This is a genomic window from Spirosoma horti, assembly GCF_054776595.1.
On the sequence record NZ_BAAHBQ010000006.1, the window covers coordinates 49,874 to 72,287 of the forward strand.

Genomic DNA, 22,414 nt, shown 5'->3' on the forward strand with positions numbered 1-22,414 from the left:
AATCGGATAAATATATGACAAGGCTACTACGTTTTACGTCAACCGACTATTGGTTAACTTGGTAGGCTAATCTCCGATTTTCTCTATATTCCAGTTCAGCACGTTGCTATTCGCTATAATTGGCATTAAAGAGCAGCTTAAGGGAATAATTAGCTCAATTAAGAAGCAGGCCACATAAAGTGCGGGACGAGCAAACGGCCCCTTCCTGCGAATTGGGACCGTTTTTTCTTTTCGTAAAAAGTAGCCCTCGCGCGTTTATTTAGACTGAATCTTATTAACTTTGCAACCAGTTCAGGCGCTCCCTGAATACAAACGCGTAGTAAGTGGTACGCAAGTCAACCCAATAGTCCTCTAGTGTAAGCTATATGAAAAAGTTACTGACTGCCTTACTGGTAGGCTTCGCGCTTTCCGCTCAGGCTCAGAAAAACGTGCTGCTGGATCAGTCGTTTTGGCAAAGTAAGCCAGATGTAAGTCAGGTTAAGGCGGAGATCGAGAAGGGCAGCAATCCCTCGCAATTCAATCAGGCCAGTTTTGATCCCGTAGTAATGGCGATTAATGCGCAAGCCCCCAACGAAACCATCAAGTATTTATTGGCGCAGCCCGGCAATGACGTAAACAAGCTGACGCACGACAGCCGCACTTATCTGCACTGGGCCGCTTACCGGGACAATCTGGAGATTGTAGAGTATCTGCTTGCAAAAGACGCTAAAGTCAGTGTAGGAGACAGCCACGGAGCTACCCCGCTAACCTTCGCGGCTGGCTCTGGAATGGCCGATACGCAGCTATACGATCGGCTTATCAAGAGCGGAGCCAACCTCAAAAAAGATGTTAACCACGACGGGGCTAATGCCCTGCTGCTGGCAATGGCCAGCGATAAAGACCTTAAACTGACAGATTATTTCGTATCGAAAGGGCTGGATATCAAAAGCACCGATGCGGCTGGCAACAATGCCTTTGGCTATGCGGCCCGGGGTGGTAATCTCGGCGTACTGAAAGCGCTTCAGCAACGGGGTGTATCCGTAGATCCGAATGCCATGATCATGGCTGCGCAAGGGTCGCGCCGGGGCCCGGCCCCTGCCGAGGTGTTTCAGTACCTGGAAAGCGCGGGTGTAAAGCCAGCCGCCGTCAATAAAAATGGTGAAAACGCGCTGCATGCGTTGGTGCGTCGGCCGGGGCAACTGGCACTGATCGAGTATTTCCTAAGTAAAGGGGCCGACGTAAATCAGGCCGACGAAGACGGAAATACGCCGTTTATGAACGCTGCCGCCAGTAACCGCGACCTGGGTACGCTCGAACTGTTGACTCCGAAAGTGAAAAATATCAATCAGGGTAATCAGAAAGGAGTCACGGCTTTGGCCATGGCTGTACAAAGTAACTCGCCAGAGGTCGTCACCTACCTGCTCGGCAAGGGTGCCGATATACAGGTGACCGATAAGGCTGGTGACAATCTGGCCGCGTACCTGGTGCAAGGCTACCGTCCGGAAGGACCTGGTCCAGGCGGTATGGGCAGCGGCCCACGTCCGGAAGGCGCCAATGCTCCTCGTCCTGAGGGCGGAAGTGGTGCCCCCCGCAATGATTTCGACGCTAAACTGGCGCTACTTCAGGAAAAAGGAGTTGACGTAAAGGCTCCACAGAAAAACGGCAATACGCTCTATCACCTTGCCGTAGCTAAAAAGGACCTCGCATTGCTGAAAAAACTGGAACCTCTCCAGATCGATGTGAACGCCCGCAATAAGGAAGGGATTACGGCTCTGCACAAAGCAGCTATGGTTGCAAAAGATGATGCCATGCTGAAGTACCTGCTGTCGGTTGGGGCCAAAAAAGAAATTCCTACCAATTTTAAAGAAACAGCGTTTGATCTGGCCAGCGAGAATGAATCGCTGGCAAAAAGCAACGTATCGCTTACTTTTCTAAAATAAGAACATGTCCTGTTTGTCTAAAATTAGCGTACTGGCACTGGTCCTGGCCTTTGCCCAACCGGCTGCGTCCTTCGCCCAATCGGGTACGACGCAATACAAGTGTATGATCCAGATGACCAACTACATGGGCGAAGGCGCTTACATTGTCGTCTCGCTCATTAACGGAAAAGGAGCATACGAGAAAACCTTATACGTACTGGGCTCTAACAAAAAATGGTACCCGGATGTAAAAGAATGGCATAAGGCTTTAGGCAAAAAAACGCCCAATATCAGCGCCATCACTGGGGCATCCGTAGCCGGTGGCGACCGCAGCGTCACGGTGCTGGAGATCGATAATACCAAAATCAACAAGGACTACAAGCTGCGCTTTGAAAGTGCGGTAGAAGACAAAAATTACAACGTAAAAGACCTGGAAATTCCGCTTACCACGGAGGCACTTGCCACCAAAAGTGAAGGTACGGGCTACATCCGCTACGTTCGTTTCAGCCCCAATACCAGCAACTAAGATGCAGTAACCGCGTTGCGACAACCGCGTTGCGCCAACCGATTACCTTCAATTAACAGCGGCCGCCTTTATGACCATTTCTGTTTGGAGATACAGCCACTTAGCCCTGGCTGTATCTTCTTTTCTTTTATTGTCCCTGGCATCGATCACAGGCATCATTCTGGCGTTTGAGCCCATTTCGCAGAAAATTCAGCCCTATCGGGTTGCCGATTTCAACCAGCTTACGCTGGCTCAGACGCTGCCCGTCCTGAAGAAAACCGTTTCTGAAATCAGTGAGCTGAGCATCGACGCGAATCAATTCGTGCAGATCAAGGGAAGTGATGCCGACGGCAAGAACCTGACCGCCTACGTCGATCCGCAAACGGGCAAAATCCTGGGTATACCGACGCCACAGAGCGAATTTTTTCAATGGGTAACGGCCCTGCATCGATCCCTGTTCGCCCATGAGGCTGGCCGGTTCTTTATCGGGTTAACAGCGTTCCTGCTGCTGCTGATCACCGCTTCGGGTACAATGCTGATCATCCAGCGGCAGCGAGGCATCAGACGGTTCTTTACCCGAATCGTCCGGGATAACTTTGCGCAGTATTATCACGTTATGCTGGGCCGGTTGTCTCTGATCCCGATCTTCATTATTGCGCTGTCGGGGACGTATCTTTCGCTGGAGCGGTTCGGGTTGATAACGACGGAGAAAATCGCGTCTTCAATCGACCTGGACGCGATCAAGTCAGGGCCGAAAAGCCAACTGGCCGACTTTGCGGTATTCAAAAACACGAAGCTTTCCGACGTTCAACGCGTCGAATTTCCCTTTTCGGACGATGTCGAAGAGTATTACACGCTGACGCTTAGGGATCGCGAACTGACGGTCAATCAGGTTACGGGCGACATTCTCAGCGAAAATCGTTACCCAACCGCTGTCCTGTTAACCAACCTGAGCCTGGATTTGCACACCGGCCGGGCCAGTGCCCTTTGGGCCATCATTCTGGCCATCGCTTCCGGAAACATCCTCTTTTTTATCTATTCCGGCTTTGCTATCACGTTTAAACGACGGGCAAACCGTGTCAGAAACAAGTTCTCGGCCGACGAGAGCCGGTTCATTATCCTGGTTGGGTCGGAGAACGGCAGTACGTTCCAGTTTGCCCAACTCATTCATCAACAACTTCTCAAACAGGGCCAAAAATCGTTTCTGAGCGAGTTCAACAACTACACGGTTTTCCCAAAAGCGGAGTATCTGATCGCGCTAACGGCTACGTATGGCCTCGGTGACGCACCAACTAACGCCAAACGATTTGCCACGCTGGTTGAAAAATACCCACAGGCGCAACCAGTGCGTTTTTCTGTACTTGGTTTTGGGTCGCACGCCTATCCTGATTTCTGTAAATTTGCCTTTGAAGTGAACCAACTCCTGTCGCGTCAGACCTGGGCGGTTCCCTTGGTGGATATTCATACCGTCAATGACCGGTCGCCGGACGAGTTTGGTTTATGGGCCGAAGCCTGGTCGCAACAAACCGATCTGCCGATATCCGTTTCGTCAGACCTGCTGAAAGCGCCAAAACCCAAACTTGATACATTAACCGTAACGGATAATACCCGAACGACCCAGCCCGACGGCACCTTTTTAATCCGGCTACGCACCCATCGAAAGAACGGCGTTATGTCGGGCGATCTGCTGGCCATTTACCCCGCCAACGATCACCGCGAACGGCTATACTCCATTGGTGTACTGGATAAGGAGCTTCAGCTGAGTGTCCGGCGGCATCCAAACGGACTGGGATCCAGCTTTTTACATGATCTTTCGCCCGGCGAAACAATTCAGGCACGGATCGTCAACAACGACCATTTCCATTTTCCTAAAAAAGCGCCGGTCGTGGTCATGATTGCCAATGGCACGGGTATTGCCCCGTTTCTGGGCATGATCAGTGAAAACAAACAGCTGATACCCTGCCATTTATATTGCGGTTTCCGGCAACTGGCCTCGTTCGAGGTTTATCGGAACTTCCTGAACGCAAGTCGGTCGGCTCAGCAACTCACGAACCTACACGTTGCCTATTCGCGCGAAGGCAATAAAGAATATGTCAGTCACCTGCTCACCCGCGACGCCGATTTCCTGGCCAATACGTTGATGGGAAAAGGAGTACTAATGATCTGTGGATCCCTGGCGATGCAGAAAGATGTCCTTGATCTATTGGAAACCATTTGTCAGACAAAACTGGGGCAAAGCCTTAGCGTATACCAATCTCACGGACAAATCCTGATGGATTGTTATTGATGGTCATTTTATAGCTTACGCAGGGGCAACGCTAACTGGCTGGAGGAGATGATTTCCCCGGCATCGGTGATCAGAATATAGCTGTACTGCGGGTGTTTTTTGATCAGCTTCAGCCCGGCATCCTTGCCTAACACCATAAGGGAGGTACTAAACCCATTAGCGATTTCGGCGCTGGGCCCCAGGACCGAAACACTAATCAGCCCGGTGGCTGGATAACCCGTGCTGGGGTTTATAATGTGTGCATATCGCTTTCCATTGAATACCACAAACTTTTCATAACTGCCAGAAGTAACCATCGCGCTTTCCCGCAAGGGTAAAATGGCGAAAATAGTATCGTTATGCATTGGATTGGTGATGCCTACCATCCAGTCACTGCCATCGGGTTGCTTGCCCCAGGTGCTCATATCACCCGACCCGTTGACAATGCCAGCCTTAATGCCTCTGGCCAGCATCATGTCGCGGCAACGGTCGGTGGCATACCCTTCGCCCAGGGCACCGAAGCCAATTTTCATGCCTTTGCGCTTTAGGAAAATCGTAGACTGTTTACGGTCCAGAACAATAGACCGATAGCCTACCTTCGCCACCGATTTCTTAATGGCTTCGGGTGTTGGCATTTCGGTCATCGAGCCGTCGAATTTCCAGATTCGATCCATGGCGGCAAAGCTGATATCAAACGCTCCGTTGGTCATTTTGGAGAGTGCGATTGCTCGTTCCGTTAAGGCAAAAACCTCAGCATCCACTTTAACGGGCGCGATACCGGCGTTTTTATTGACCATTGATATCTGTGAATCTGCCTTCCAGTCAGAAATCAAATTCTCGATCCGCGTTACTTCAGCAATGACTCGATCGATATTCGCTTCAGCCATTAGGGAATCCTGAGCAACAATTGTAATGTCGAATCGGCTACCCATCAGCTTAACGGTTCTTCTCCGTAGTACTTGAGCCGTCGTACTCAAACTGAATAAGATCAGGACCAGTAATAATGCGTGCTTCATGCTGTCAACTGAACAAACGCTGCCTCCTGAATCGCGGCTGTACCATGTATCTCGTTCAGGAACTGGTAGCGCCCGTTCGTGGAGTTAAAAAGTAGTCTGTAAAATTTATGTGATGGGGTCATGACGCCTACCGGCCACAAATACCCTTATAATCGCAGAACTGGCAGATTTCAATCTGGTCTGTTTTTTTGAATGGCTCGTTCAGGTCGAGCATCCGCTCAACTAGCTGACGTAACAGCTCTTCCGAATCCTCAATGTATTGCGCCGGGCTGTCGTTATCACCAAACCGGACCGGGTTCGATTTAAAGCCACCGCTCACGTCGCGAAACGAATAGAAGCCCGCTTCAACGGGCATGCCCTCCGCCCGGAAGATATCCTTCTTGGCCCGGTCGCGGGGCAGCCCGCCATAGTCACGGATGTTTTTGAGGGCCAGGTAGCGGTATAGCCACAATTGCCGCATTTTGTCTTCCTTACCGTCGTTCAGTAGTTTGTCGCTCAGGCCGACGGGCGTCTTTTCGGATAGATCGACCTTACCCGTTTTGTAATCGACAATACGAATCTGATCACCAAACTGCTCGATGCGGTCAATTTTACCAGCAATTCGCACCTTGATCGGGGCACGTCCCTCAATAGACACCGTGAGGTAGGTTTCCAGCGTTTGCTCGGTGCCAATGACGGTGAGGCCGGGGAGGGCATTTTGCTGCCGCTGAAAATCGAGCATCAGTTTCTGCGCCAGGTCATAGAGCAACAGGTTCATACCCGATTCAATAACCCGCCCTTTCATAGAAATCGCAAATTCTTCTTCCAGGAGGTTCTTGATAATCGACTCATCGATGGGTAACGATTTCATTCGATAGTCGAGATCCAGGCGCTCCATCACTTTATGCAGCCAGCTCCCGAACTCAGCGGCACCCATTTTTTCCTCGATGTCCTCCTCTTCACTAATGTTTACAATCCGGCTAAAGTAGAAGCGCATCGAACAGCTCACAAACTGGTTCAGGTAGGACGGATATAACCCTTTTGTGGTGAGCAACTTAACCAGATCTTCCCGGATGCGTTCCGTTTTTGGCACCCGCAATTGCGACAGATCGGCACTCGCCTGCTCGCTGGATCGTCCAAAGCGAACCGTCGGGCGGCTGATCCGCACCAGGCCGTTTGACCGGGGAACCAGTTCATGTTCCAACTGTCGGACAAACCGACTTGGCTCCCCTTTGCTGCTTCCATACGCATCGGTTGAGGTGGTATATAACAACACCACCTCGCTGGCCCGCTGCAGGAGCCGGTAAAAGTGATATGCCATGACGGCTTCCTGCTCCCGATAGGTAGGCAGGAGCAATTCAGACGCTATATCGAATGGAATCAGTGAGTTAAGCTTACGTGATTGTGGTAATATGCCTTCGTTTACAGACAGAATAATAACCCGGTCGAAATCCAGCGCCCTTGTTTCGAGCATCCCCATGATCTGCAACTGGCTCTTCCCTTCACTCGTAAACGGAATGGACGTCTGCCGGATCAGTTCATACAGAAATTGCCGGAAGCTTCGTACCGTAACCTCGGCCTGCCCCGCGGCCTGGCGGCCGTTGCGCGCTCCCTTACCCACGCTTCCCTGCCGCTCCAGCGTGGCTTCGAGTTGCTTGAGCAGGGTAAAGAACAGATAGAGATACTCGATTTCGATGGCATCCTGGCTGGTGCGATAAACATCGCGCAGAAGCTCGATCAGCTCATAAAATGTCTGAATGGCCTTCATCGGCTCTTCGTTGGGCCAACGCGTAAACAGCACCTGCACGAGCGGATCGTTCTGCCCCAGCTCCCTTATTTCCTGTTCGGTCAGGTAGACCCGCTGGTTCTTGACAATTTCTTTGGCAATCCACTGAAAAAGAGGTTCCGGCGGTAGCACGTCACCGTTTGGCAAGACCTCGCCCGCCCACATAAGTCCGCGAATACGCTCATACTGCTTCAGAAACGGGTGGTTGAGCAACTTCACCACGTGGCGGTGGTGAAACTTGGGGATCTTCAGGTCACGACCATCCCTGGTCCGGAATTCGTGCACCGTTCGCTGCATCTCAAACAACGTATCGACCAGGGTGAACATCAGCGACGAGCGCAGCGACAGACCCATCGTTACGTTTAAATCCGTTACGTTTTCATCGAGTGCATACAGTACCGGCACCAGCAGGGTTTCATCGGCCAGCACGATGGCCGTTTTAGGCGAACGGCCCAGGTTACCCCCCTGCCCCACGGGTCCGGCCTGTTGCCATTCGCTATAAATTTTGCCCGCCACTTTTGTCTGCATGCTGGCATTGGGAACGCCGACTACACGAATATTTTTCTCCGAGCCGAGCAGATTATTGGATTGCTGGGCCAGATCTTCATGGTTCTGTTTTGAAAAAAACCAGCCATTTTCTTTGTATCGACGCAGAAATTCGCCTGCTTCCTGCCGACGGTCGTTCATATAGTATTGGTCGGCATCCCAGATAAGTTCGGCCTTTTGTGCATCGACCAACACCCGAATAATATGTTCTTCGGCCCGGCTGAGGGCATTGAACCCAACAAAGTAAACCCGTTCATAAGCCAGATTGTCCCGAATCAGCGACTCAACGTTCTGCGCCAGCAACCGATAGGCCATTCCCCGGTAGGCTAGCCCCTGTTCATTCAGTCGTTCATGCAGGGCATGGTAAGCCGTTTGCAGGTTCTCGAACAGCTTGAAGTAGCGGGCCGTACCGGGCGTTTCCACAATGGGTTTCGCCGTCGACGGCATGTCTACCTGCCAGCGTTCGAGGGTTTTAGCGGCAGTGAGGTAACTAAACAGTTCATTTGGACTGACCAGGTATTGGTCAATTCGGTCGAAATCGGCCAACAAGACCGACGCCCAGCCGATAAACTGCTCGAACTCAACCAGGGGGTCGATCTCCCGGAAAACATCGTATAGGTCAAATAATAAACTAACCGAATCGATCAGTTGAACACCCGCAGCCTGGGTAATAAAATCGTCGACCGCGAGGGCGTGTGGAGCCAGAAAAGGCCGGTCGGAAAGGGCGGCCAGCTCATCTAAAAAAACGGACACAGCCCGGCGCGTTGGCAGAATCACCCAAACGTCTCGTAAGCTGGGGCCGTGGGTATCAAATATGCGTTTAGCCGTTTGGCGAAGAAAAGTCATTCGTGGTTCGGTGAGTCGGATACGTGTTCAGCCGAACAGTAAAGATAACCCACTCGTTACTCAATTCGGGCCAAACGAGTCGATAAATTCCTGAATCTGCTCAAGATATACCGCATCGGTCTCCAGGCGTTTTTACGCTAATTGATTAAGCGCAAGCCACTTTTTATGGTAAAAAACCGATTCGTAAAGAGGCATCCGTAACCGGCTGAATTCAGAGGAAAATCAACTTTCGGCCCGTCATTAGCCATTTTATCGATTTCTATTGTCAATAGAGGGTCAGTGCATCCGATCACTCCGAACGCCTAGCTTGGCAATAATGTCAGCCTCAACGGACAGAAACTCCTTCCACCGTTCCCGGACACGTTCGGCGGGCAAATAGGTCTCTGCCAGATCAATGAACGTGCGATAATGACCTGCTTCCGAAATCATCAGTTCCCGGTAAAACCTGCGCAGACTTTCGTCGGCGATCTGCTCCGACAAGAGCTTGAAGCGCTCGCAGCTTCGGGCTTCGATCAGGGCATTCATCAACAGATTATCCATCATCTGCTCTCTGTAATCGTTGATCGACCGGCGCAGCCGGGTACGAACCTGGTTTACGTACTCATCTTTTCGGTGCCGACCAAGCGGGATGTTCCGTTTTTGCAACTCTTTCAATACCCGATGAAAATGTCCCCACTCTTCGGATACAATGGGCGTTAGGGTATCAACCAGTACGGGCTGATCAAAATACTGGACAACCAACGAAATGCACGACGATGCGGCCTTTTGTTCGCACCAGGCATGGTCGACCAAAATTTCGCCGATGTTCATTTCAGCAATATTGACCCAGCGGGGGTCGGTGGGCAATTCGAGCCCTAACGTTGTCAATGACATACAGATACGGCCGCAATACCTTGCGGGTTATAAGCAATAGGTTATTACTGATGGTAGAGAGCCAATGAACAAAGTTAAGAACGAAAGGACGTTACTTTTACGCAACCCACTACCCCGCTTTTGTGTTAATCAATACCTAGTGCTATCTCATGAAATTACTCGTTCATCTATTTATTCCGGTTTCCCTGTTTTTTGCGGGTTGCCAGCAGCGCCCGGCCGAAAAAACGCCCACGATTATTGATACGAATCCCGTCAAACTGCCGGGTTTGAAACCCGGTGAGGCCGTGGCAACCGTAGCCGGTGGCTGTTTTTGGGCCGTTCAGGAGGAAATGAAACGACTGAAGGGAGTTCGAACGGCAGTATCCGGCTACGCCGGGGGCGATCTGGCTTACCCAACGTATGAGCAAGTTGGTACCGATCAGACGGGGCATGCCGAAGCCGTGCAGGTTTATTACAACCCGAAAATCATTTCTTACGACGTTTTATTAGATGCATTTTTTGCCGGGCATGACGCGACTCAACTCAATCGGCAAGGCCCCGACATCGGGAAGCATTACCGCTCCGCGATTTTCTACCGAACACCTCAGGAAAAAGCCCGCATCGAAGCGGCTATACAACGGGAAAACGCGTCAGGGCATCACCAGGGGCGGGTTGTTACGCAAGTGGTTCCCTACGCAGCTTTCTACCCCGCCGAAGGATATCACCAGGATTACTACCGCCAGAACCCCTATAACATGTATATCCAATTGGTTTCTAAGTCGAAAGTGGAAACCTTTACCGAGCGGATGGAAAAGTGGGTGAGGGAGTGAGATCGGTTTGTAGTATTGGGTTTGTGGTTGGCTGACGCATCAGCGGACCGGCGCAAGCAACTGACGCGTCAGCCAACCGTAAACTACAAACCGTAAACCGTCCTTCCCTGCAACACATTGTCAACCCCCGCAACCGTTCGGCCAAATCTGGTATTGTGGGATTGGCCGGAACCTCGTAACATTGCTCAGTCTTTTACAGACGGGGTAAACCCGCAAATGAGTAGCTCCGAAACGATAGACAATTATGCCAGAACCTGACAAATCAATTGGTCGTAAAATCCTGAGTTTCTTCGTTAAAGACGAAGAAACGGGTACGGCTACCGGCACACCGCCAGTGGCCTCATCGGCACCAGCCGCGCCCCGCCCATCTGCCAGTGTACCCACGCCCGGCGTCACCAGTGCGGGTCCGGTTACACCCGCTGGGGAGCCGGTGGTAAGTACGACCGGCTCGGTCGACTCGAAATTTGCCGAACACTTGGCCAACGTGCTGGCGCAGAACAATCCCCCTGGCCCCGATTATTTCGAATTCCGGGAAACGCTGCGGAGCCTTGGCAACCTGGGCTTATCGGAGGAGAAGCAGTTCCAGGCGGCCTGGGCAAGTTTTAAAGCATTAGGCGGCTCGGCAGACGCTTCGGTGTTAACCAATACGGCAAATGGGTATATTGCAGCGCTGAATAAAGACCGGGATGGGTTTACCAAGAGTGTAGAAACTGCCCTGGCCGAACGTGTGGGTGGCTTGCAGAATGAACAGAAACGGTTGCAAACCGATAATGAGTCGCTGGCAAAGCAACTCGTAGAGATTCAGAAACAGATCGACGCCAATACAAACCGGTTGACGGCCATTACGGGCGAAATCACCGAACAAAGTGGAAAAATTACCCAGAATCGGCAAAATTACGAATCCACGTTTGCGCATTTTATTGACCAGATTAAAGATGACATCGCCAAAATGGCGCACTACTTAAAATAGGTTTACTACTTGATTGACAGACCTGCCGGATCGGTGATCTTATCCAACGCAGGCTCATGAAACCAAAAACCATAAACCCAAACAAATGGCAACTCCTGACTTTTCTAAACTTGGTGGCGGTGCAGACGCAGAAAAACGTTCGTTCTGGAGCCGTCCCGAAGGTGTTCTGGGCATGATCGTCCTGGCCGGTATGGCCGGATTAGGCCTGGTTTATTTTAACCGAATCATTGAATTTCTAATTCGGGCCACGTCGAACATCCTCGAACTGTCGCTGCTTCTTGGCGCGCTGGGCGTCCTGATTTTCCTGTTCACCAGCAAGGATGTACGGACGGCGGTCTTCTTTCTGTTCAAGTCATTGATGCGCAGTTTAACGGGAACGGTCATTCAGCTGAACCCGATTGCCATCATGAAAATTTACATTGACGATTTGAAACAGAAGCGGGAGAAAATGCAGGGCCAGATCAATATCCTGGCGGGGCAACTCGTAAAGCTGAACAAAAAAATCAATGAGAATAACGAAGCAATCAAGCAGAAATTCGCCGAGGCCAACAAAGCCAATTCACTGACCGACCGGCCCGGCATGCGCGAAACGGCTCAACTGGCGACCATCGAAGGCGCGGGCCTTCAGGAAATGAACGAAAAGCTGCTGCCGCTCCAGCGGAACATGAAAAATGTGCTGGCGTTTATGGAAAAAGTAAACCAGAGCGCCGATTACATCATCAAGGAGACAGAGATTAAAGTCCGGCTTAAAGAAACAGAATATCAGATCGTTAAAGATAGCTCGAACGCCCTCAAAACGGCGGTCAGCATCTTCAAAGGGGATCCCGACAAGAAGTTTTATTTCGATCAGTCGATGGAATACATCCAGGACGACATGAGTATGAAGCTCGGCGAAATGAAGCGGGCGATGGATCTCTCGATGGATTTCATCAACGGCGTCGATATTCAGAATGGCGTTCTGTCCGACAAGGGAGAAGCGCTGCTGGATGCCTACAACAAAGGCGAATTCAAAATGGTCCAGCTGGACGCTCCTGCCCAACCCCTAAACCTCGGCCCAAATCCTCAGAAGGACGCCGGTTACAAAAATTTGCTCGAATAATTTATAGAGCGCAAGAGTAAATGAGCGCAGGTGCGTTTCGTCCCATTTCACTTTTGCGCTCACTCACTCTTACGCGCTTTCACCTTTTCACTTTTTAAAATTATGCAACGATTAACCGTGGCCGGTCGGCTACTCATCACAGCTCTGATTCTGGCGGCTGCTTTCTTCGCGTTCCGTTACTTTGGTGGCAACGCGGCCCTGCGTAAACTGGCCCCTGACAACAAGGAAAAAGAATATTCCGAATCGCAGACGATGCCCCGGGCTGACGACAAAACAGCGGAAGGAGCCGTTGACGAATCATCGGCCTCTTCGTCGGAGGCATCTTCTGGCTCATCGGAAAATGAAGCGACGGATCAGCCTCGTCAGGCGTTTACGTATACGGCTCCCGAGCCTCAGAACGGCCAACTTAAAGGTGTTGTTGAGTTGGGCGCCAGTGGTTTCAATTCATTCATCGTCCGAATCGACGACCAGAAACGCTGGAAACTCGAAAAAGCTGAATTCGGAAACAGCCTGGTTCTGGAAAATATGGCTACGGACAACGATATCCGGACGGGCCTGAAAAGCTACATTGGCAAAATGCTTGACTTTGGCGTAGGCGGACGCAACATTCACTTTGTGGTCAGTTCGGGCGCGCTCAAAGCAGAAGGCACGCAGAAGATCATCAAAGCGCTGAAGTCGCTCAACTACTTTGTTAACACGGTTACGCCAGAACAGGAAGGCTCACTTGGCCTTCGGTCAGTGCTGCCCGCCGACTACGCCGATAACTCGTTTGTAACGGACATTGGCTCGGGCAATACCAAGATTTCGTGGAAACAAGGCGAGTCCATCAAGGCCCTGGAAACCTACGGAGCCAAGTATTTTGAGAACGGCACCAGTGACGAAGCCGTTGCAACGGAGGTGGCCGCTAAAGCTAAACAAGTGCCAACCGATCACCGTAAAACCTGCTTTATTATCGGCGGTGTACCGTTTGAGCTGGCGAAGTCGGTGCGAAAAGGCAAGGAACGCTACACGGTTCTCGACGCGCCATCGGCGTATAAACTGGAAAGTGCCAAATCGAAAGCGGGACTGAACATTTACAAAGCCATTGCCAATGCAACGGGCTGTAATCAGTTCGTTTTCGACTGGGACGCCAACTTCACGATTGGCTATTTGTTGACACTTAAATAAAACGAGTGCAATCGGGCCGCCGAAACTGAGTGGATACGTGAGCTGTATTTTCGCGTATCCACTCAGTTTCGGCGGCCTGATTGCACTCGTTCATTCTATCCCATGACACTTCGCGATGTATTTGCGGCCTTATCCGGCCAGCCTATCTTGTTATTTCTGCTCCTGTCGTCCATTCCGACAGGAGCTTTTTTAGTTAATTTATGGTCGGGTGAAACGGCGGAAGACATCTGGAAATGGCGCTATGCGTATGCGGTTCTGGTCTATCTGGCCTGCCTTCCGGGAATTTTTGCCATCACCCTCAACATCTACCTGTTTTTATTCGAGCGGCAGAGTATTTGGGAGATGAATCTCGGCCTGCAAGTGCTACCGGTATTGACGATGGTGGCCACGCTGTTGCTAATTCGGCGCAAGATTCCGTTCAGCTATATTCCGGGCTTCGGTAAATTATCCAGTTTTCTGACCCTGATCGGGGCTGTCATGGGCATTCTCTGGTTCATTGACCGCACTCGTATCTACGCGGTTACCTATATTCCTTTTGCCTACATTGTCATTGGTTTTGTTGCCCTGTTGCTGATTATCCGTTTTGCCTGGAGCCGGATTTTTTAATTGTTATTCTCTCTGCGTATGCCCAATTCCCTGTCTTCCTGGTTCCGGATAGTTGCCTGGCTAGCTTTGGTTTCAGGCTGCCAATCGGCCACAACCGAGCCCGCTTCATCAGACTTAGCCTACTTCCCGCTGGAGACGGGCCAGTTTTATATCTACACGGTACAGGAAGATCAGTACCCGCTTCAGGGCGCTCCCATGCAGCGGAATTACCAGATTAAGGAAGTTGTGGGAGCACCTTACACGGATGTGGCCGGACAAACGGCTTACCGACTCACCCGGTACCGGCGTGTTACTGACAACCAGCCCTGGCAGGCCGATTCAGTGTGGTCGGCCCGGTTAGTCACGAATGAAGCCATTCGCACGGAAAATGGTCAGGATTTTGTTAGCTTACTGTTCCCAATCAGTAACGGGTCAAGCTGGAACGGCAACCGATACAACACATTCGGGCCCGACGAGTACGAGGTCCGCAACGCAGGCCAGCCTTTTCGCGTATTGGAGAAGTCATTCAACGAAACCGTCACGGTTGTCGCTCAGGACGATTCGACACTGGTCTCGCAGGAGAAACGAGTGGCGGTGTATGCCCGGCAGGTTGGATTGATTTATAAAGAGCGGACTTACCGGCGATTTTGCATCACGAGTTCAGGTTGTATTGGAAAGAACCAGATTGATTATGGCACTCGACAAGTGTATCGCATTCAAACGTATGGGAAGGAGTAAAACGGGCTGGCTTTTACTGCTACTACTCTATTGCCAGTTGACCAGCTTTGGGCAGACAACGAGCAAGTACCTGGTGCTGCTGCGCGACAAGGCGAACTCGCCCTACAGCCTCAGCCGCCCGGAACAGTTCCTGTCACAACGGTCCATTTTGCGTCGGCAGAAACAGAACATTTCCGTACTCGAACGCGACTTGCCGGTCAACCCTACGTATGTGACGCAACTGCAACAGGCAGGAGCCAAAATCTGGTTCACCTCGCGCTGGCTCAATGCGGTACTGGTCGAAACCAATGACGTTACGCTGGCCACGATCCAGAAGCTTCCGTTTGTGAACGGACTGGAATTTGGCCGGTCGCTGGCAAAGGCCCGGGTAAGTGCCGAATCCCAACATAAAACCGTTAAAAAACTCGAGTCCTATGCCAACGTGAGCGAAGCCCCGCTGGATTATGGTAATTCGCAGGCGCAGATTAACCAGCTTGGGGTCGACAAAATGCACCAGCAGGGATATCATGGCGAAGGGATGCTCATTGGCGTGCTGGATGCCGGCTTTCAAAATGGCGACAAAGTGAGTTTCCTCAAACCACTCCTGGATGAAAAACGGGTGCTCGCAACCTATGATTTTGTCAGAAAAGAAACGAGCGTGTATGAAGACGATTCGCACGGACTTGAGTGTTTGTCGGCCATTGCTGCCACCGCCGACAAACAACTGTACGGAACGGCTTACAAAGCGTCGTTTATTTTGCTTCGCACCGAAGATGTCGATTCAGAAAAGCAAATTGAAGAAGCCAACTGGCTGATCGGTGCCGAATACGCCGATAGTGCGGGCGTCGATGTGATTAGTTCATCCCTGGGTTATACGCAGTTTGATGATCCAACGACCAGCTACACCTACCGGAATATGGATGGCAAAACGGCACTGTCTAGTCGGGCGGCCGAGATTGCGACCGAAACAGGCATGGTTGTGGTGGTAGCGGCTGGCAACGATGGCAGTGATGCGTGGCGTTACCTATCGGCCCCGTCCGATGCAGCCTCGGTGCTGGCCATTGGGGCCGTCACACAAACTGGTCAGCGGGCTTCGTTCAGTTCATTCGGCCCCTCGGCCGACCAACGGGTAAAGCCTGATTTGGCGGCTCGTGGTCAGGGAACCATTATCGGAGATCCAGGCGGAAAAGTCGTTTCGGGCAACGGCACTTCGTTTGCAACGCCTTTGGTAGCGGGTCTGGCGGCTGGCTTCTGGCAAGCTCATCCCCGCCTGACGGCGGCCCAGGTAACGGAAGCCCTTCGCCGATCGGGGAGTCAATTTGGTAATCCCGACGACCAGGTGGGCTATGGCATTCCCAATTTTGAGCGGGCGTCTGTTCTGGCTGACAACTACGGTCAATTGCTGGTTTACCCGAATCCGTTCAGCGATGGCGAGCCCCTCGGGGTTCAATGGGGCGAAATTCAGGCGAATACCCCTCTCGATGCGACGTTAACGAATGCAGCCGGGCGGGTTATTTGGCAGAATCGCTACACGTCGACGGGGTTAAGCGCGTTTATGTTGCCTAATTTGAATTTATCGGCCGGTATGTATTTTATGACCCTTATCTCAGGAGATAAAAAGCGCACCGTGAAGCTGATAAAGCTGTAACATAGAAGCTTGTCATTGGTGTGTAGTCTACAAGTTTGTAGTTTGTGGTTGGCTGACGCGTCAGCAACACTCGTGCGTCAGCCAACCACAAACCACACACCACAAACAAATAACCTGTCAGTAACGTCTGCCGGTTTAAAAATCAAAAAGATCAGGGCGGCTATAATGACCGATAACGTCGAAATCAAGCTTGCTTTTCAATACCTCGTCCAGGTCCAGATCGGCAATCAGGATACCCTCCTCATCCCATAATGGGCCAGCGATGAATTCGCCCTGTGGTGAAACAATGGCGCTGCCTCCCCTACTCAGAATTAACTCATCATCCGTCAACATCGACCGGTACTCTTCCGGGTAATCGTGTCGGGTAAAATACTGATTACAGCCTAACACAAAACAACGGCCCTCACAGGCAATGTGCTGGAGCGTGGCAGGCCAGCTTTGTCGCGCATCGGCGGTCGGGGCCAGGTAGAGTTGGGGAGCCTGCTGATAAATCCGCATTCGGGCCAACGGCATATAATTTTCCCAACAGATCAGGCCACCCATCCGGCCAACGGCCGTGCTGAATGTTTTCAGAGAATCCTGCCCCATTCCTTCGGCCCACACCAATCGCTCAACGCCGGTTGGCTTAATTTTTTGATGCTTTCCCAGATAGCCGTCCGTTGGGGATATATAAATCAGGGTGCAATACAAGCTCCCGTTCAGGCTGTCGCGCTCCGTTACGCCAATGGCCAGGTAAATGGCGTTGTCGCGGGCAATCTGCTCCAGCCGACTCAATTCAGGGCTGGGAAGTTGGAGGCTGTTTTGCCAGTATGTTTTGTAGAGTTCGCGACCGGTATCTGTCCGTGAACCGATGGTAGCACCAAACGTGAATTTTCGGGGATAGCCAGGAATGAACGACTCGGGGAAAAGCAGAAACTGGCACCCTTTCTTGGCCACGTCAACCACCAGGGTTTCCAGTTTATCGATTGTTTTGGCGCTATCGAAGAACACGGGAGCTGCCTGTACCACACCTACTTTAACCTGCATAGTTTTATTTTGTCCTGTCAACGCCCTACCACAGTTCGCAAAATAGCGCATTTTCATCGTGTCTGCACGGATAAAATGCGCTAAATACTGTACCGATTAATGTGGTAGTGGTCCGAACCTCACTAGTTCATTACCCTGCCACGGGTTTGGGGGCAATAAAGATCGACAACCAGGTACGGCGGGCGAGCCGGAAGAAGTAAGGCGTTAATAGAATCAACGTCGGCACCAACCCCACCAGGTAATAGTCCAGATCAATGTTCAACCACTTGACGAAAATGAAAAAGGTCAGCAGCGTATAAATGGTGTAAAACGCATAACTCACAAACATCGAAGCCCAGTAGAAACCAGGTTCAGGCATGAAGTTTTCACCACAATGCGGACAGTGATCGTGCATTTTGTCAAAATTACGGCTGAACGCGCTATTCGAAACAAAGAAGTCGCCCTCCTGACAACGGGGGCATTTATTGTTTACTATGCTATATAAACGGCTATGATTGGCTGACATGGCTATGACGATTTAAAAGTTAATACCGTTAAAACGCAGGGTGTAGATCTGGTTCTTTTTATGAAACAAAGGTACTTCGCAAACAGCTGGTCCGGAAAGACAGATCAAGTCGGGTATGGTACAAATCAATGATGACGCAGAAACAGCCACTCTCTTAGGCAGGAACTAAAACGAAACGGGTCAACAGTACGTACCGTTGACCCGTTTATCGTAATCGAGTAGCCTCAATTGCCAATGGTTGTACTGTCTGTTCTGCGTTTTTTAACGTAATACTCATCCATTGGAAAAGCCGGTTTAGGCTCGCTTACCCGTTGAACTTTATAATTTCGGTCGGCCAGACTTGCCGATGGCGTGTGGTCGACCTGAATGCCACCCGTTGGTTGTTGGTTAGGCATCTGATTTTTGTAATTAGCCAGCCGGGGATCCGTTGAACCAGGTTGCTGCACAACAATGCCTGCCTTACTTTCCTGACGCCGGGCAGCCGCTGCCATATTCGGATGCTTATAGTTATGGGGTGAATACATCGGATTATTTAAGGGCTTCCGCGCTCCATCGTCCTGCGAAAAAGCTTGCCCTGACAACGCCAATAGGCTGATGCCAGCAAGCAAAAAAACGACTGATTTCATGGCTATTTTTATGGTTTTGTTGTCCAACAAAGCTACTACCTCGTCGAATTAAAAAACAATTAAAATACCTACTATATTTCTAGTTTTTTACATTTTTTCGTAGCATTCTTAAAATAGACTCAGAATCTGCTGTATTTTTTGCCATTTCTATAGAAAACCATTGAATATTTTTAATTTCATCCGAATCCCCAAACGTTTCCAGCGGGTCAGCTTCAAGCAAAAAGCGAATGTCATAATGCAGATGTGCGGGTACATCCTTTCGGGACGGAATCTCATGCACATCAACATCGAAAATACCCTCGTCAATGTAGTTTAGGGAGGTCAATCCGGTTTCTTCGCGGGCTTCGCGCAAGGCCACCGCAGCCACATCGGGATCTCCATCCGCATGACCACCGGGTTGTAGCCACCGATCGAGCTTCCGGTGGTGAATAAGCAGCACCTGCTGGCGATCGGGACTAACAATCCAGGCCGACCCCGTTATGTGTCCAATCAGCAGGGACCGGTCGAAACATTTCGGATAAGTCCGGACAAACTCGATGGTTGCCTGGGTCATGGCCTGTTCGGTGGCGTCGGCCGGGGTGTGCTTCTGAAGCAGGGCAATCAATGGTTCACGGTTCATGCGTTGGTTTTTTGCGTAAAAAAGTCGCAATTTGGAACAGATTTTTAAATAGTCTACAGACAATTATGCGCAAACTTTCGCTTACAGCAGTTGCTATTTGTTTAGCCGCTCAGTTAACCACCGCACAAATTAAGTTACCTTCACCCAGCCCTGGCGCATCCGTTATGCAAACGGTGGGTACAACTGACATAACCGTAACCTACTCACGGCCAAGCCTGAAAGGACGCGACCCCTTTGTGGGCTCGTTTGTTCCAGCGGGGCAAATCTGGCGAACCGGTGCCAATGGCGCTACGCTCTTTACGACCACGACCGACCTGATGGTGAATGGTAAAACACTGCCAGCCGGAAGTTATTCGATCATGTCGATTCCAAACGCCGATGCCTTTACGCTCATCTTTAACAAAGATAAAGCCGTTACCGAAGCGTCGTACAAGCAAGCTGACGATGTGTTGCGGGTAGACCTGACACCGAAGGAAAACAACGAGAAAATTGAAACCTTTACCATCGGTTTCAGCGACTTGACAGACAGCACGGCAAAAATGAATTTCATGTGGGCCAACTCAAAAGCCAGTGCCGATCTGCGCGTCGATGTAAACGCCAATTCGGCCGCCAACGTCGATAAAGCCGTAGCTGACAAGCCCGACGATGCGGCTGTGTTGCAGGCAGCTGCCAATTACAACCTTTCGAAAGGACGTAATCTGGAGCAAGCGTTAACCTGGATCGATAAGTCGATTTCTATGAAAGAAACCTATCGTAATCTATACGTGAAATCGCAGATTCTGGCCAAAATGGGCAAGTATACGGAAGCGGTTCCCCTTGCGCAGAAGGCCCTAACGATGGGCCAGTCATCCAATGATTCGGCGTTCTCGTTCTTTAAGGAAGGCATTGAGAAAAGCATCACCGAATACACAGCCAAAATTCCCGCCATGCCGGCTATGAAAAGTGGCAAAGGCAAGAAAAAGGCATAAGTCAAGCGTATTGTCTCCCAATGACGAAGCCCGGTCCGAACGTTCGGACCGGGCTTCCTATTTAAAAAATCTCAATCTACAACCTACCAGATTATTCAGCCTTCATAGGCGCAACGGATTCAGGCTTTAGGCATAAATCGCTGCAATACCCAGGCAATGCCCACCACCAGCAGACAGCCAATGGCATTGAGCCATAAAAAGGCTGTCAGATCCAGGTACCAACTCACGACCACGAGTATTTCGGCTAGTATCGACGCCCAGAACGTAGCCCGGCCGCCAATGGATTTAACGTAAAACGCCACGACAAACACCCCAAGAATGACGCCGTAAAACAACGACCCCAGAATGTTTACAGCCTCGATCATACTGCCTAACCGGTTGGCAAACTGGGCGACGATGATACAAAATATTCCCCACCCTACAGTAGACCAGCGCGAAACAGCCAGATAATGGGCATCGTCGGAATCGCTCTTGATCAGCCGTTTGTAAATATCGACAACAGTTGTCGAGGCCAGCGAATTATAGGCAGAAGCTATGCTTCCCATCGACGCGCTGAAGATGACGGCAATCAGCAGGCCAATCAGGCCGTGCGGCAGGTAGTCGAGAACAAACCGTAGAAAAACATAATTGACATCATTGACATCGGCCGACGGGTTGTTTTTCTGAATAAGTTTGGTAACGTCTGTTTTAACCACTTTCAGTGCTTCGTCTGTCTGACGCAGCACCGTCCCGGCCGCATCCTGTGCGGCTTCATTATCTGTCTTTAAGGCCACCTGCATATCCAGCACCGCCCGTTGCCGTTGAGCAGTCAGGTTTTGATGCTTGATCTCGGCCAGTTGATAGGCCGATGCGTACTTGCTTTGCTTCAGCCGGTCGGTTTCCTGTTTATTGAAGAAGGTGGGCGATGGGTTGTATTGATAAAAGACAAATACCAACACGCCCACCAGCAGAATCAGAAACTGCATAGGCACTTTCAGGAGCCCATTCATCAGCAACCCCAACCGGCTTTGTCCAATCGACTGCCCGGTCAGATAGCGTCCCACCTGCGACTGGTCGGTGCCGAAGTAGGACAGCTGAAGAAAAAAGCCGCCAATCAGGCCCGACCAGAGGTTGTAGCGACTGTTTGGGTCAAACTTCAGGTCAATAAGGTTCATGCGCCCGGCTTCACCCGCTACGTGCAAGGCATCCACAAAACCCACACTTTCCGGTAGCATCTTAACGGTCAGATAGCCCGCCAGCCCCATGGCAAAGGTGACGATGGCCATCTGCTGAAGGTGCGTGTAGGAAATGGCTTTCGTACCACCCGTTACGGTATATACGAGGACAATACCACCCATCAGCAAGTTTGTCCAGTAGATGTTCCAGCCCAGAATCGTTGATAGAATAATGGCCGGCGCATAGATCGACAAGCCTGTCGACAGCCCACGTTGTAGCAGAAATAAGCCGGCAGTAAGTGTCCGCACACGGGCATCGAAACGGGTTTCCAGAAATTCATACGCGGTGTAGACTCGTAACTTATGGAAGATCGGAACGAACGTAACCGATAACACGACCATAGCCAGAGGCAAGCCAAAGTAGAACTGGACAAAGCGCATGCCATCACTAAACCCCTGCCCCGGCGCCGATAAAAATGTGACGGCGCTGGCTTGCGTAGCCATAACCGAAAGCCCGACATGATACCAGGGCAGCGATTGCCCGGCCAGCAGGTAATCGTCCATGCTCCGGCTGCCCCGACTGCGCCACAAACCATAGGCGATGATGCCTATCAACGAAAAAGCCAATACACTCCAGTCAAGAACACTCATGACAACCAGTGCATTAACCCATAAAAAAATAAGATTTCGGCAACCAGACAACCAATCACAATCGCATAGAGTTGTGTCCAGGAACGAGCAAACGGTGGTAGATCAGACGGATTTTCGGGCATACAGGAATGGCTTATCTGACAATAACGGCGAAA

At 51.0% G+C, this 22,414-nt stretch carries 19 protein-coding genes; 11 read left to right on the top strand and 8 right to left on the bottom strand.

What is annotated here, in order from left to right; all coding sequences use genetic code 11:
* Positions 1 to 365 precede the first annotated feature (365 nt).
* From ACYVAM_RS18650 to ACYVAM_RS18660, 3 genes are all read left to right on the top strand, one after another.
* Positions 366 to 1,919 (top strand): ankyrin repeat domain-containing protein, encoded by a 1,554-nt coding sequence (locus ACYVAM_RS18650; protein WP_461069740.1) that lies wholly within the window; start codon positions 366 to 368, stop codon positions 1,917 to 1,919.
* 4 nt (positions 1,920 to 1,923) lie between these two features.
* Positions 1,924 to 2,424, top strand: coding sequence for a DUF2271 domain-containing protein (locus ACYVAM_RS18655; protein ID WP_461069742.1), 501 nt, complete (start codon positions 1,924 to 1,926; stop codon positions 2,422 to 2,424).
* A gap of 70 nt (positions 2,425 to 2,494) precedes the next feature.
* Positions 2,495 to 4,690, top strand: coding sequence for a PepSY domain-containing protein (locus ACYVAM_RS18660; protein ID WP_461069744.1), 2,196 nt, complete (start codon positions 2,495 to 2,497; stop codon positions 4,688 to 4,690).
* 8 nt (positions 4,691 to 4,698) lie between these two features.
* Here ACYVAM_RS18660 and ACYVAM_RS18665 read toward each other — a convergent pair whose 3' ends face one another.
* From ACYVAM_RS18665 to ACYVAM_RS18675, 3 genes are all read right to left on the bottom strand, one after another.
* Positions 4,699 to 5,685 carry an FAD:protein FMN transferase gene (locus tag ACYVAM_RS18665; protein ID WP_461069746.1) on the bottom strand — a complete coding sequence of 329 codons (987 nt, stop codon included), beginning with the start codon at positions 5,683 to 5,685 and terminating at the stop codon, positions 4,699 to 4,701.
* Positions 5,686 to 5,812: 127 nt separating this feature from the next.
* Positions 5,813 to 8,842 (bottom strand): PD-(D/E)XK nuclease family protein, encoded by a 3,030-nt coding sequence (locus ACYVAM_RS18670; protein WP_461069748.1) that lies wholly within the window; start codon positions 8,840 to 8,842, stop codon positions 5,813 to 5,815.
* A gap of 276 nt (positions 8,843 to 9,118) precedes the next feature.
* Positions 9,119 to 9,715 (bottom strand): MiaE family protein, encoded by a 597-nt coding sequence (locus tag ACYVAM_RS18675; protein WP_461069750.1) that lies wholly within the window; start codon positions 9,713 to 9,715, stop codon positions 9,119 to 9,121.
* Between the two features lie 149 nt (positions 9,716 to 9,864).
* Here ACYVAM_RS18675 and msrA point away from each other — a divergent pair, with 149 nt between their 5' ends.
* The 7 genes from msrA (at position 9,865) to ACYVAM_RS18710 (ending at position 16,710) form a co-directional block, all read left to right on the top strand.
* Positions 9,865 to 10,524, top strand: a complete 660-nt coding sequence (gene msrA, locus ACYVAM_RS18680; protein WP_461069752.1) for a peptide-methionine (S)-S-oxide reductase MsrA — start codon at positions 9,865 to 9,867, stop codon at positions 10,522 to 10,524.
* 244 nt (positions 10,525 to 10,768) lie between these two features.
* Positions 10,769 to 11,494, top strand: coding sequence for a hypothetical protein (locus ACYVAM_RS18685; RefSeq protein ID WP_461069754.1), 726 nt, complete (start codon positions 10,769 to 10,771; stop codon positions 11,492 to 11,494).
* An 85-nt stretch (positions 11,495 to 11,579) separates the two neighbouring features.
* Positions 11,580 to 12,593 (top strand): hypothetical protein, encoded by a 1,014-nt coding sequence (locus ACYVAM_RS18690; RefSeq protein WP_461069756.1) that lies wholly within the window; start codon positions 11,580 to 11,582, stop codon positions 12,591 to 12,593.
* 102 nt (positions 12,594 to 12,695) lie between these two features.
* Positions 12,696 to 13,760 (top strand): hypothetical protein, encoded by a 1,065-nt coding sequence (locus ACYVAM_RS18695; RefSeq protein WP_461069758.1) that lies wholly within the window; start codon positions 12,696 to 12,698, stop codon positions 13,758 to 13,760.
* 102 nt (positions 13,761 to 13,862) lie between these two features.
* The gene (locus ACYVAM_RS18700; RefSeq protein ID WP_461069760.1) at positions 13,863 to 14,366 is read left to right on the top strand and encodes a hypothetical protein; all 504 of its coding nucleotides are present in this window, start codon (positions 13,863 to 13,865) and stop codon (positions 14,364 to 14,366) included.
* Positions 14,367 to 14,384: 18 nt separating this feature from the next.
* A complete protein-coding gene (locus ACYVAM_RS18705; protein ID WP_461069762.1) occupies positions 14,385 to 15,083 on the top strand; it encodes a hypothetical protein in 699 nt (232 codons plus the stop codon).
* Positions 15,037 to 16,710 carry a S8 family serine peptidase gene (locus ACYVAM_RS18710; protein ID WP_461069764.1) on the top strand — a complete coding sequence of 558 codons (1,674 nt, stop codon included), beginning with the start codon at positions 15,037 to 15,039 and terminating at the stop codon, positions 16,708 to 16,710. The genes ACYVAM_RS18705 and ACYVAM_RS18710 overlap by 47 nt, the downstream gene beginning before the upstream one ends.
* A gap of 135 nt (positions 16,711 to 16,845) precedes the next feature.
* On the opposite strand, the gene ACYVAM_RS18715 is transcribed toward ACYVAM_RS18710, so the two are convergent.
* The 4 genes from ACYVAM_RS18715 to ACYVAM_RS18730 form a co-directional block, all read right to left on the bottom strand.
* Positions 16,846 to 17,736 carry a carbon-nitrogen hydrolase family protein gene (locus ACYVAM_RS18715; RefSeq protein ID WP_461069766.1) on the bottom strand — a complete coding sequence of 297 codons (891 nt, stop codon included), beginning with the start codon at positions 17,734 to 17,736 and terminating at the stop codon, positions 16,846 to 16,848.
* A gap of 130 nt (positions 17,737 to 17,866) precedes the next feature.
* Positions 17,867 to 18,130, bottom strand: coding sequence for a DUF983 domain-containing protein (locus ACYVAM_RS18720; RefSeq protein ID WP_461069768.1), 264 nt, complete (start codon positions 18,128 to 18,130; stop codon positions 17,867 to 17,869).
* 335 nt (positions 18,131 to 18,465) lie between these two features.
* Positions 18,466 to 18,867, bottom strand: coding sequence for a hypothetical protein (locus ACYVAM_RS18725; protein ID WP_461069770.1), 402 nt, complete (start codon positions 18,865 to 18,867; stop codon positions 18,466 to 18,468).
* A 79-nt stretch (positions 18,868 to 18,946) separates the two neighbouring features.
* Entirely contained in the window at positions 18,947 to 19,486 is a 540-nt protein-coding gene (locus tag ACYVAM_RS18730; protein ID WP_461069772.1) for an NUDIX hydrolase, read from the bottom strand.
* 65 nt (positions 19,487 to 19,551) lie between these two features.
* On the opposite strand from ACYVAM_RS18730, the gene ACYVAM_RS18735 reads away from it, so the two are divergent.
* The gene (locus ACYVAM_RS18735) at positions 19,552 to 20,454 is read left to right on the top strand and encodes a DUF2911 domain-containing protein (protein WP_461069774.1); all 903 of its coding nucleotides are present in this window, start codon (positions 19,552 to 19,554) and stop codon (positions 20,452 to 20,454) included.
* Between the two features lie 119 nt (positions 20,455 to 20,573).
* Here ACYVAM_RS18735 and ACYVAM_RS18740 read toward each other — a convergent pair whose 3' ends face one another.
* Complete coding sequence (locus ACYVAM_RS18740; RefSeq protein WP_461069776.1) at positions 20,574 to 22,259, bottom strand: sodium:solute symporter family protein; 1,686 nt, start codon at positions 22,257 to 22,259, stop codon at positions 20,574 to 20,576.
* Positions 22,260 to 22,414 lie beyond the last annotated feature (155 nt).

Excerpts from the sequence above, each read along its gene's own strand:
- ACYVAM_RS18650 (WP_461069740.1), top strand. The coding sequence starts at position 366 with ATGAAAAAGTTACTGACTGCCTTACTGGTAGGCTTCGCGCTTTCCGCT.
- ACYVAM_RS18655 (WP_461069742.1), top strand. The coding sequence starts at position 1,924 with ATGTCCTGTTTGTCTAAAATTAGCGTACTGGCACTGGTCCTGGCCTTT.
- ACYVAM_RS18660 (WP_461069744.1), top strand. The coding sequence starts at position 2,495 with ATGACCATTTCTGTTTGGAGATACAGCCACTTAGCCCTGGCTGTATCT.
- ACYVAM_RS18665 (WP_461069746.1), bottom strand. The coding sequence starts at position 5,685 with ATGAAGCACGCATTATTACTGGTCCTGATCTTATTCAGTTTGAGTACG.
- ACYVAM_RS18670 (WP_461069748.1), bottom strand. The coding sequence starts at position 8,842 with ATGACTTTTCTTCGCCAAACGGCTAAACGCATATTTGATACCCACGGC.
- ACYVAM_RS18675 (WP_461069750.1), bottom strand. The coding sequence starts at position 9,715 with ATGTCATTGACAACGTTAGGGCTCGAATTGCCCACCGACCCCCGCTGG.
- msrA (WP_461069752.1), top strand. The coding sequence starts at position 9,865 with ATGAAATTACTCGTTCATCTATTTATTCCGGTTTCCCTGTTTTTTGCG.
- ACYVAM_RS18685 (WP_461069754.1), top strand. The coding sequence starts at position 10,769 with ATGCCAGAACCTGACAAATCAATTGGTCGTAAAATCCTGAGTTTCTTC.
- ACYVAM_RS18690 (WP_461069756.1), top strand. The coding sequence starts at position 11,580 with ATGGCAACTCCTGACTTTTCTAAACTTGGTGGCGGTGCAGACGCAGAA.
- ACYVAM_RS18695 (WP_461069758.1), top strand. The coding sequence starts at position 12,696 with ATGCAACGATTAACCGTGGCCGGTCGGCTACTCATCACAGCTCTGATT.
- ACYVAM_RS18700 (WP_461069760.1), top strand. The coding sequence starts at position 13,863 with ATGACACTTCGCGATGTATTTGCGGCCTTATCCGGCCAGCCTATCTTG.
- ACYVAM_RS18705 (WP_461069762.1), top strand. The coding sequence starts at position 14,385 with ATGCCCAATTCCCTGTCTTCCTGGTTCCGGATAGTTGCCTGGCTAGCT.
- ACYVAM_RS18710 (WP_461069764.1), top strand. The coding sequence starts at position 15,037 with ATGGCACTCGACAAGTGTATCGCATTCAAACGTATGGGAAGGAGTAAA.
- ACYVAM_RS18715 (WP_461069766.1), bottom strand. The coding sequence starts at position 17,736 with ATGCAGGTTAAAGTAGGTGTGGTACAGGCAGCTCCCGTGTTCTTCGAT.
- ACYVAM_RS18720 (WP_461069768.1), bottom strand. The coding sequence starts at position 18,130 with ATGCACGATCACTGTCCGCATTGTGGTGAAAACTTCATGCCTGAACCT.
- ACYVAM_RS18725 (WP_461069770.1), bottom strand. The coding sequence starts at position 18,867 with ATGAAATCAGTCGTTTTTTTGCTTGCTGGCATCAGCCTATTGGCGTTG.
- ACYVAM_RS18730 (WP_461069772.1), bottom strand. The coding sequence starts at position 19,486 with ATGAACCGTGAACCATTGATTGCCCTGCTTCAGAAGCACACCCCGGCC.
- ACYVAM_RS18735 (WP_461069774.1), top strand. The coding sequence starts at position 19,552 with ATGCGCAAACTTTCGCTTACAGCAGTTGCTATTTGTTTAGCCGCTCAG.
- ACYVAM_RS18740 (WP_461069776.1), bottom strand. The coding sequence starts at position 22,259 with ATGAGTGTTCTTGACTGGAGTGTATTGGCTTTTTCGTTGATAGGCATC.